Source organism: Stenotrophomonas sp. PS02297, from assembly GCF_029959705.1.
Lineage (GTDB): Bacteria > Pseudomonadota > Gammaproteobacteria > Xanthomonadales > Xanthomonadaceae > Stenotrophomonas > Stenotrophomonas nitritireducens.
Genome location: NZ_JASCOS010000128.1, coordinates 1 through 10,133 on the forward strand (window position 1 = coordinate 1; position 10,133 = coordinate 10,133).

Below are 10,133 nucleotides of genomic sequence, written 5' to 3' on the forward strand. Positions count from 1 at the left end.
GCGCCCCCTGACTCAGGGGGAACACGCCAGCGCTTCGCGCTGCCGCCCCACGGTCTGCGCTGCAGACCGCGGGCCCCGTCTCTCGCTTGCCACACCCCGCGCCTTCGGCGCGCCCCCTGACTCAGGGGGCTTTCCCCAAACACTCCTCCGCAGGAGCGCACCTCAGTGCGCTCCTGCCGGAATACCGCCCAGCGGCTACAATCGCCGCCATGCGCGTCTACCTGCAGCAGCCGCCCAGCGGCAACGAATCCCCCCGCTATGTACAGCTTTCCCTGTTGCCGGACCTGCTCGGCGGCTGGGAACTGCTGCGCGAGACCGGCCAGACCGGCGGGCGCGCGCAGCTGCGCCGCGAGCTGTACCTGCAGCAGGACGAAGCCCGCCATGCCTTCGAGAAGGCGCGCGATGCGCACATCAAGCGCGGTTTCCAGGTGGTGTTCGCCAGCGGCGAGCCGCACCCCTGACCGGCCCCGGCGCCCGGCGCGCCGCCCCGGCCCAACGGCCACGTTCCAAGGAGTTTTCCGTGACCAGCCCCCTCCGCAACGATCGCTTCCTGCGCGCCCTGCGCCGCGAGCCGGTGGACTGCACGCCCGTCTGGCTGATGCGCCAGGCCGGCCGCTACCTGCCGGAGTACCGCGCCACCCGCGCCCGCGCCGGCAGCTTCCTGGGCATGGCCAAGCACCCGGAGGTCGCCTGCGAGGTGACGCTGCAGCCGCTGGAACGTTTCGACCTGGACGCGGCCATCCTGTTCTCCGACATCCTCACCGTGCCCGACGCGATGGGGCTGGGCCTGTATTTCGCCGATGGCGAAGGTCCGAAGTTTCACCACCCGGTGCGCGATGCCGCGACCATCGCCCGGCTGGCGGTTCCGGACATGGAGACCGAGCTGGGCTACGTGATGGACGCGGTACGGCTGATCCGCCGCGAGCTGGACGGCAAGGTGCCGCTGATCGGTTTTTCCGGCAGCCCGTGGACGCTGGCCTGCTACATGATCGAAGGCGGCGGCAGCAAGGACTACGCGCGCATCAAGGCGATGGCGTTGAACGAGCCCAAGGCGCTGCACCAGCTGCTGCAGGTGGTGACCGACGCGGTCGTCGCCTACCTGGCCGCGCAGCGCGCGGCAGGCGCGCAGGCGCTGCAGGTGTTCGACACCTGGGGCGGCGTGCTGTCGCCGGCGATGTACCGCGAATTCTCGCTGCCCTACCTGGCGCGCATCGCGCGCGAGCTGGAACGCGGACAGGATGCGCAGCGCACGCCGCTGATCCTGTTCGGCAAGGGCACCGGCCAGTACGTGGCCGAACTGGCCGCCACCGGCGCCGAAGGCGTGGGCGTGGACTGGACCCTTTCGCTGGAAGACGCCGCACGCGCGACCGCCGGCAAGGTGGCGCTGCAGGGCAACCTCGACCCGACCACGCTGTACGGGTCGCCCGAGGCGATCACCCGTGAAGTGGGCAAGGTGCTGGACAGCTACGCCGCCGGCAATGGCGGCTCGCGCGAGGGCCATGTCTTCAATCTCGGCCATGGCATGTCGCCGGACATGAATCCAGAGCACGTGGCCGTGCTGGTGGACGCCGTGCACCGCCTCAGCCGCCGCTGAGCACGCGCCCGGGCGCGGCCAGGCCGCCCCGGGTTTGCCGACGCCCCGCGCCATCCGCGCCGGGGCGTGCGCGGCACCTGCACGCGCGACCGCGGACAATGGCCCACCGCCCCGGCCACGAGAGCGCCCGATGCCCACACCCCCTTCCAGCCCCCTGCCCGCCGGCGACCCGCACAAGCCCCTGCTGTGGCTGGTGTCGCTGGCGATCTTCATGCAGATGCTGGATTCGACCATCGTCAACACCGCGTTGCCGGCGATGGCGCGCAGCCTGGGCGAAAGCCCGCTGCAGATGCAGTCGGTGGTGTTCAGCTATGCGCTGGCGGTGGCCAGTTTCATTCCGGCCTCGGGCTGGATCGCCGACCGCCTGGGCACCCGCCGCACCTTCCTGGCCGCGATCGTGCTGTTCACCCTCGGCTCGCTGGCCTGCGCGCTGTCGCCCACCCTGCACTGGCTGGTGGCCGCGCGCGTGCTGCAGGGCGTCGGCGGGGCGATGCTGCTGCCGGTGGGACGGCTGGCGGTGATGCGTTCGGTACCGCGCGAACAGTTCCTCTCGGCGATGAGCTTCATCGCGATCCCGGCGCTGGTCGGCCCGCTGCTGGGGCCGACGCTCGGCGGCTGGCTGGTGCAGGCCGCGTCCTGGCACTGGATCTTCCTGATCAACCTGCCGATCGGGCTGATCGGCCTGTTCGCCGCGCTGCGCATCATGCCCGACCACTACGGCCAGGAACGGCATCACTTCGACCTGGCCGGCTACCTGATGCTGGCCTTCGGCATGGTCGCGCTGTCGCTGGCGCTGGACGGCGCCTCCGGCTTCGGTTCGGCGCACGCGCTGGTGCTGCTGCTGGCGGTGATCGGCATCGCCGCGCTGGCCGGCTACTGGCTGCACGCGGCCGGGCGCCGCGATGCGCTGTTCCCGCTGACGCTGTTCCAGACCGCCAGCTTCCGCATCGGCATCCTCGGCAACCTGTTCTCGCGCATCGGCAGCGGCGCGATGCCGCTGCTGATCCCGCTGCTGCTGCAGGTGGGCATGGGCATGAGCCCGATGGCGGCGGGCATGATGATGATCCCGGTGGCGCTGGCCGGCATGGCCGCCAAGCGCGCGGCGGTGACCCTGGTGGAACGCTTCGGCTACCGCCGCATCCTGATGATCAACACCGTCTGCGTCGGCCTGGCGATGGCCAGCTTCATGTTCGTCACCGCGCAGCAGCCGCTGTGGGTGCGGCTGCTGCAGCTGGCGCTGTTCGGCGCGTTCAACTCGATGCAGTTCACCGTGATGAACACCGTGACCCTGCGCGACCTGGACGTCGGCCAGGCCAGCAGCGGCAACAGCCTGCTGTCGATGGTGATGATGCTGGCCACCGGCTTCGGCGCGGCCACCGCCGGCAGCCTGCTTTCCGCGTTCGGCACCCATCTCACCGGCCATGGCGCCAGCGCGGCCCTGCACGCCACTTTCGTCTGCGTCGGCGCGATCACGCTCAGCTCGACCCTGGTGTTCTGGCAGTTGCCGGAAAACCGCCCGCATCCGCGCGCGGTCGAGGAAGTGGTCGAGTAGTCAGCGCGGACGCTGTTCCGGTGGCGCGCCATCGGCCGTCGCCGGACGCCACGCCGCGGCAATGGCCGCCACCAGCATCTCGCCGGTCACCGGCTTGCGCAGGAAACCGTCGAAGCCGGCCGCACGCGCCTGCTGTTCGGCCGCGCCGTCGGAACGCGCGGTCACCGCCACCAGCGGGAAATGGTGGCCCTGGCCACGCAGCTGGGCGGCCAGGGCCAGTCCGTCCAACGCCGGCAGGTCCAGGTCGAGCAGGCCGATGTCGAAGGATCCCGCCGCCACTTCGCCGAGCGCGGCCAGCCCGTGCAGCGCATGCACGACCTGGTGGCCCCGCGTGCGCAGCAGGCCTGCAATCACGTCGGCCACGGTGGGATCGTCCTCGACCAGCAGGATGCACAGGCTGCCTTCGGGCCCTCCGCCCGGCGGCCGCGCCGGTGCGTCGCGTCCGTCTTCCAGCGGCGTCCACGGCAGCGGCAGTTCGACGATGAAGCGCGCGCCGGCGCCCAGCCGGCTGTCGATGCGGATGTTTCCGCCCATGGCCGCGGCGAGCTCCTGGCAGATCGCCAGCCCCAGCCCGCTGCCGCCATAGCGCGAGGCGGTATGCGGCCCTTCGGCCTGTTCGAAGCGGCGGAACAGCCGCGCCTGCTGCTCGGCGGTGATGCCCGGACCGGTATCGCTGACCTCCAGGCGGATGCCGGCGCCCTCCGGCAGCAGCTCCACTCCCAGCCCGACCTGTCCATGCTCGGTGAACTTGGCGGCATTGCCGAGCAGGTTCATCAGGATCTGGCGCAGGCGCATCGCATCCCCGGTCACCCGTACCGGCATCGACGGACGCCGCTCGTGCACGAACAGCAGGCCGCGCTTGCGCACCACCGGAGCGATGAGCGAAGCGACCTCGTCCAGCAGCGGCGCCAGTTCGAACGGCTGGTTGTCCAGCTCCAGGCGGCCGGCCTCGATGCGCGCCAGGTCGAGGGAGTCGTTCACCAGCTGCAGCAGGTGGGTGCCCGCCTGCTGGATCGAACCGGCGTAGCGGCGCTGGGTGGCGTCCAGCTGCGTGTCCAGCAGCAGTTCGGTCATGCCGAGCACACCGGTCATCGGCGTGCGCACTTCGTGCCCGAGCGTGGCCAGGAAGCGGGTCTTGGCCGAGGAGGCCTGCTCGGCCAGTTCGCGCCGCTGCTCGGCCAGCTTCCATTCGCTGCGCCGCTGCAGGCGCGCCCGGTAGGCCAGCACCGCGATGCCCAGCGCCAGGATCGCCGCCAGCGCATAGCCGGCCAGCGCCCAGCCGCTGCGCCACCACGGCGGCGCGACCTCGATCCGCAGGTCGGGGGCGGCGATCCAGCCGCCGCCTGGCACAGCCCCCTGGATCTGCAGGGTGTAGCTGCCCGGCGCCAGGCGCGGAAACACGCGTTCGCCGCTGGCGCCGGCGTTCACCCAGTCCGGGTCGTAGCCGGTCAAGCGGAAGCGGTAGAGGTTGTTGGTGGAATCGGCGAACGCCAGCAGGCGCGCGACGACGTGCAGGTCGCGGTCGCCGTCCTTGATGCGCAGGGACGGCTGCGCCGAAAGGTCGTACTCCTCATCGCCGCGATGCACGCTGATCCGCTCGATAACCAGCGGCGGCCGCCGCGCCGGCGGACCGACCTGGGCCGGATCGAACAGCACCACGCCTTCGGGCGTGCCGCCGGCGACCTGGCCACTGCGCGCCTGCACCAGCCCGCGCCGCCGGAACTCCTGGCCCGGCAGGCCATCGTGCACGCCATACAGGCGCACCGAACGCCGCTCCGGATCGACCCGGATCAGACCGCGCGCACTGCTCGCCCATACGACGCCGTGGCTGTCGATGACCAGGCCGCCGGCAGCCAGCATGGGAAATCCCTGGTCCGCGCCGATGCCGTCCTCCCACAGCAGTTGCCCACCCTCCCAGCGGTAACGTTCCAGGCGGCCGAGCAGGGCGACCCATACCCTGCCGCCGGCACCGACATCGAAGGCATGGGCGGGAGCCTGCGGACCGCCCTGCACCGGCGCGAAGGCGCCAGCCTGCGGCTGCCAGGCGGACAGGCCGGCGGCGCCGGACAGCCACAAGTGGTTCCCGGGCCCGCATTGCATGTCCTGCAGCGCGCTTTCCGGCAGGCCGCGCTGGCCCGGCGCCAGCTGCAGGGTGACGCGGCCCTCGGCGTCGCGCTGCTGGATGCCGCCGTCCTCGGAATAGATCCATATGCGGTCATCGCAGATGCGCACGATGTCGCCGTCGCCGACCATCGCCGCGTCCACCGCATCGCCGTTGCGCCAGTGGCGCACCGCGCCGTCGCGCGGGTCGTAACGCACCAGCGTGTCCAGGCTGCCGATCCAGACCCGCCCCTGCGCATCCTCGGCCACCGACTGCGGCCAGTGGATGCCGTCGATGGGCTGCAGGTGCTGTTCCACCGCGCCGCTGGCCGGGTCGAAGCGGTCCAGCGCGCCGCGGGTGCCGACCACCCAGATGCCGCCGGAGGCGGAGGCCGCCATCGCCAGCGCATAGGGGTTGCGCAGCGAGGACGGATCGTCCAGGTGCCGCGCCAGCACCGAGAACTGCCGCCAGTTCGGCGACAGGTGCCACAGGCCGGCATTGGTGCTGGCGAACCACAGCCCGCCGTCGCGATCCTCGTAGGCGGTGCTCCAGTTCGGCTTGACCAGCCCGCGCTCCTGCGCGCTGTACAGCGGCACGTTGCGCACCGCGGCGCCGTCGCGGCTGCGCCCCAGGCCCTGCAGCGTGTCCAGCCAGTAATTGCCGTCGGCCGCGTACTGCAGCACGTTGAGCACCTCGCCGGGTGCGGAACCGGGCCATTCCATCCGCTCGAAACGGCCATCGCCGTGGCGCACCACCACCCCGCCGTTGGTCGCGATCCACAGCCGCTGGCTGCCATCGACCTTCAGGCCGTTGATGCGCGGCGAGGGCAGGAGCGCCTCGCCCTCCCGCTCGAAGCCGCTGCCGGTCCAGCGCGCCAGTCCGCCCTTGCTTCCCACCCACAGCACGCCGTCGGGGGTGACCGCCAGATAGGCGATCGAGGCCGACGGCAGGCTGTCGCGCTGGCCGGCGACCGGCATGAAACGCTGGATCGTGCCGTCCACGGCCAGCCGGTACAGGCCGGCGGTCGGGGTGCCGAACCAGACGCTGCCATCAGGCGTGGAGGCCACGCTCCACACGGTATTGCTGGCGATCTGCGGATACGCATCTCGGTCGAAGAAGCGGAAGCTGCGGCGATCGGCCGACAACATGCCCAGGCCCGCGTTCTGCGTGCCGAACCACAGCCGGTTGGCCGCGTCCACGTGCAGGCTCCAGATCAGGTTGTCGCGCAGGCCGTCCTCGGCCCGCCAGATGCGGTAGTTGCGCCCGTCGAAGCGCGCCAGCCCATCATGGCTGGCCAGCCACAGATAACCGAGGCGATCCTCGGCGAATGCATTGATGTTGGCCGACGGCAGGCCATCGGCGACGCCCAGGCGGCGCGGTTGCGGAGTGATCGGCACCTCGGCCGCGGCCTGCGCCACCACGCCGGACAGCAACAGGCACAGCAACCACCGCAGCCAGCCACTCATGGCATGCCCCACGGCTGCAGGCCTGCGCTGGCGGACAGCACGCAAACGCGGACCAGGACCGGCCGAGGCCCGCCAGCCGATGTCCATCCCCCCATTCCGCCGTTGCCCCCGTTTCGCATCCGCCGCCCGTCGCAGTCCGTTTCCGCTGCGGAAAATAGCATCCGTACCGGGATCCGGCCGGCCCAGGCGGCAGCGCCGCCGTCGTTCCTTCGCCGGCGTGGGATGCGGCCGGCTGCTCCACGGAACGGCCATCACGCCGGAAAGGCTGCGGGAACGGCGTTTGCCCTCGCTTGCCAATGGCCCGCGGAACTCCCGCCATGGAGCGCTGGAACAAAAGCCGCGGGAAGCGGCTTTTTGAAATGGCGCGCCGATGGCCCGAAGGGTTCACGCCGGAGACGGCGGGAACAATCCATTGCACGACATGGCAACAATCTCCACCGGGCATGTGCCTAGAATCCCCCAACCTTTCCGCGGAGCCGGACCTTGCCACGCTGCCTTGCCCTGCTGCTTGCCTGCCTGCTGCCGCTGTCGGCATCCGCCGCCGACCGCTACCGGCTGGACCCGGTGCACACGCGGGTGCTGTTCGCGGTCGAGCACGCCGGCTTCTCGCAGGCGCTGGGCACGGTGTCCGGCAGCGAGGGAGTGCTGGAGTTCGACCCCGACGACTGGCGCGGCGCCCATCTGGAGGTGGTCGTCCCGATCGCCCGGCTCGACCTGGGCGACGACAAATGGAACCAGGCCACGCTGGCGCGCAACCTGCTCGACGGCCAGCGCCATCCACAGGCGCGCTTCGTCTCCACCCGCGTCGAGCCGGTGGATGCCCACAACGCGCGCGTGCATGGCCTGCTGACCCTGCGCGGCGTCACCCGCGAGATCGCGCTCGACGTCCGCCTCAACGCACTCAAGCGGCATCCGCTGCCGCCCTTCCGCCGCACCGCCGGCTTCTCCGCCACCGCCACCCTGCAGCGCTCGGACTTCGGCATCGACGCATGGCGTTCGGTGATCGGCGACCAGGTGGAACTGCGCATCGAAGCCGAGGCGGTGCGCGACGACAAGGCCAGTGCGCCCGACGCGGCCAGCGAAGCGCCTGCCGGAGACGACGACGCACAGGCCGCGGCCGATGCCGCCACCCGACTTTCCCCGCAACCGGAATCCCGCCCATGAGCCTGAAGAACACCCCCGACCGCTGGGGCAGCGTCAGCAAGAGCCTGCACTGGCTGATCGCCGTGCTGATCCTCGCCCTGGGCATCGTCGGCCTGCTCATGGGCGAGCTGCCCAAGACGCCGAAGTACTTCTGGGTCTACACCGCGCACAAATCGATCGGCATCACCGTGCTGGTACTGGTGGCGCTGCGGCTGGCGTGGCGGCTGTATGCCGGCGCGCCCAGGCCGGTACCGGGCACGCCGACCTGGCAGGAGCGCATCGCCGAGGCCACCCACTGGCTGCTGTACGCGCTGATGTTCGCCATCCCGCTGTCAGGCTGGCTGTACGACTCGGCCAGCGGCCTGCGTCCGTTCAAGCTGTTCGGGCTGTTCGAGATGCCCAAGCTCGTCGCCCCCAGCGAAGCGTCCGCGCAGGTCTCCCATGCCATCCACGAATGGGGCTTCTGGCTGCTGATCCTGGTGGTGCTGGCGCATGCCGGCGCCGCCCTTTACCACCACCTCCACCAGCGCGATGCCACGCTTGCGCGCATGCTGCCGCAAGGCTGGCTCGACACCCCACAGAAGGAATCGGCATGAACATCAAGCTCACCACCCCGGCCGCCGTGGCCGCTGCCCTGGCCGGCATGCTGGCGGCGGTTCCGGCCATGGCCGCGGACTACGAACAGGCGCCCGGCTCGATCCTGGTCTTCGCCACCAAGTACGACGGCGAAATCTTCACCGGCACCTTCCCGGGCTTCCAGACGCAGCTGAGCTTCGACCCGGCCAACCCGGCCGCCGGCAAGCTCGACGTCACCATTCCCCTGGCCGGCGCGCGCAGCGGCAACAGCGACCGCGATTCCACCCTGCAGGGCAAGGATTTCTTCAACGTCGCCCAGTTCGCGCAGGCGCGCTACACCGCCAGCGGCTTCCGCGCCGTGGGCGCGAACCAGTTCGCCGCCGACGGCACGCTGGAACTGCGCGGCATCAGCAAACCGGTCACCTTCACCTTCACCTGGACGCCCGGTGCGCAGCCGGTGCTGACCGGCAAGGCCACCGTGAAGCGCCTGGACTTCGGCGTCGGCGGCGGCGACTGGTCCGACACCAAGACCATTCCCGACGACACCGCGATCAGCACCAAGGTCGTGCTGCGCGCCAAGTAAGCCCTTCCGCCCCCGGCGCGACGATCAGCCGGGGGCGACGGCCGGGATGTCGAAACAGCCGCGCTGGCCGTCGGCACCGGACAGGCAGCCTCGGTGCCTGTGGTCCTGCGTCCCGCCGGGGCGCACGGCCAGGCCGAACACGCCGCCATCGCGCATCAGCAGCACCGCCTCCCATATCGTGTCCGGGCCGCCGGCCTGCAATGGCTGCCGCTCATCGTCTCCCGGCGCCTGCATCGGCATGGCGGCCGCATCGTGCAGCATGCGGCGCAGGTTGCGCATGTCCAGCGCTGCCGGGGCGCTGGTGACCGCCTTGAGCAGCACCAGGCGCTCGATGCCTGCCAACGGCAACACCTGCGCCACCGTCCTGCCCTGCCATGCGAAGCCCGCCGAGCGCTCCGGCAGCGCCTTGGCCAGGTCCACGTCCGCCGCCCCGGCATTGGCCGCCGCCATGCCCAGCGCGGCGAGCAGCGGCGGCCAGGCGCGGACGCTCATCGCAGCCACCGCCGCAGCCCGTCCGCGTCGAAGGGCCAATCCAGTTCGGCGCCGTCCGCGCTGTCGCGCAGCACCGGCACGCGCGTGCCGTAGTGCGCCTCGAGCGCGTCGTCCCCGTCGATGAACACGCTGTCGAATTCGGGCGCGCGCGCCTGCGCCAGCACCGCCAGCGCCTGGTCGCACAGATGGCAGTCGTCGCGCTGGTACAGAATCAAGCCCATTCCCTACACCCCATGCCGGTCCGATGCTGCGCTGCGGGCAGGCCGGCAGCGGCGAACCCGTAGAATAGCGGCCCTCTCCAAGCCGTACGCACAACGCAATGTCCGTCAGCACGTTCGACCTGTTCAAGATCGGCATCGGCCCGAGCTCCTCGCACACCGTTGGCCCGATGCGCGCGGCCGAGCGCTTCGTCCACCGCTGGCTGCTCGATCCGGGCAGGCTCCCGGACGTGGTGCGCATCCGCGCCGAAGTGTTCGGCTCGCTCGCCCTCACCGGCCGTGGCCACGGCACCGACACCGCCGTGCTGCTCGGCCTGGAGGGCCATCGCCCCAACCTGATCGACCCGGACATCATTCCCGAAACCCTGGCCCGCATCCGTTCCAGCAAGCGCATCAACCTGATGGGCC

General features: G+C 71.1%; 10 protein-coding genes. 7 read left to right on the top strand and 3 right to left on the bottom strand.

Annotation, left to right across the window (positions count from 1 at the left end; genetic code table 11):
• Positions 1-209: 209 nt before the first annotated feature.
• The 3 genes from QMX80_RS16625 to mdtD all read left to right on the top strand — a co-directional run bounded on the left by QMX80_RS16625 (position 210) and on the right by mdtD (position 3,146).
• Positions 210-461, top strand: coding sequence for a WGR domain-containing protein (locus QMX80_RS16625; RefSeq protein ID WP_055764198.1), 252 nt, complete (start codon positions 210-212; stop codon positions 459-461).
• Between the two features lie 59 nt (positions 462-520).
• Complete coding sequence (hemE, locus tag QMX80_RS16630) at positions 521-1,594, top strand: uroporphyrinogen decarboxylase (RefSeq protein WP_282278274.1); 1,074 nt, start codon at positions 521-523, stop codon at positions 1,592-1,594.
• Between the two features lie 130 nt (positions 1,595-1,724).
• Complete coding sequence (mdtD, locus tag QMX80_RS16635; protein ID WP_273085165.1) at positions 1,725-3,146, top strand: multidrug transporter subunit MdtD; 1,422 nt, start codon at positions 1,725-1,727, stop codon at positions 3,144-3,146.
• On the opposite strand, the gene QMX80_RS16640 is transcribed toward mdtD, so the two are convergent.
• Positions 3,147-6,713, bottom strand: a complete 3,567-nt coding sequence (locus QMX80_RS16640) for an ATP-binding protein (protein WP_282278275.1) — start codon at positions 6,711-6,713, stop codon at positions 3,147-3,149.
• 483 nt (positions 6,714-7,196) lie between these two features.
• On the opposite strand from QMX80_RS16640, the gene QMX80_RS16645 reads away from it, so the two are divergent.
• From QMX80_RS16645 to QMX80_RS16655, 3 genes are read left to right on the top strand one after another with little or no spacing between them, the layout of a single operon-like run.
• A complete protein-coding gene (locus tag QMX80_RS16645) occupies positions 7,197-7,877 on the top strand; it encodes a YceI family protein (protein ID WP_282278276.1) in 681 nt (226 codons plus the stop codon).
• On the top strand, positions 7,874-8,452 hold the full coding sequence (locus tag QMX80_RS16650) for a cytochrome b (protein ID WP_055764178.1): 579 nt from the start codon (positions 7,874-7,876) through the stop codon (positions 8,450-8,452). Before QMX80_RS16645 ends, QMX80_RS16650 begins: the two co-directional genes overlap by 4 nt.
• The gene (locus QMX80_RS16655) at positions 8,449-9,015 is read left to right on the top strand and encodes a YceI family protein (protein ID WP_055764176.1); all 567 of its coding nucleotides are present in this window, start codon (positions 8,449-8,451) and stop codon (positions 9,013-9,015) included. Before QMX80_RS16650 ends, QMX80_RS16655 begins: the two co-directional genes overlap by 4 nt.
• Positions 9,016-9,039: 24 nt before the next feature.
• On the opposite strand, the gene QMX80_RS16660 is transcribed toward QMX80_RS16655, so the two are convergent.
• Both QMX80_RS16660 and QMX80_RS16665 read right to left on the bottom strand, forming a co-directional pair.
• Positions 9,040-9,507, bottom strand: a complete 468-nt coding sequence (locus tag QMX80_RS16660) for a hypothetical protein (protein ID WP_055764171.1) — start codon at positions 9,505-9,507, stop codon at positions 9,040-9,042.
• Positions 9,504-9,728, bottom strand: coding sequence for a glutaredoxin family protein (locus tag QMX80_RS16665; protein WP_282278280.1), 225 nt, complete (start codon positions 9,726-9,728; stop codon positions 9,504-9,506). Before QMX80_RS16665 ends, QMX80_RS16660 begins: the two co-directional genes overlap by 4 nt.
• Before the next feature lie 98 nt (positions 9,729-9,826).
• Between QMX80_RS16665 and QMX80_RS16670 the strand changes: the two genes are divergently transcribed.
• On the top strand, positions 9,827-10,133 hold a 307-nt coding region (locus QMX80_RS16670; protein WP_282278282.1), incomplete at its 3' end, for a serine dehydratase beta chain.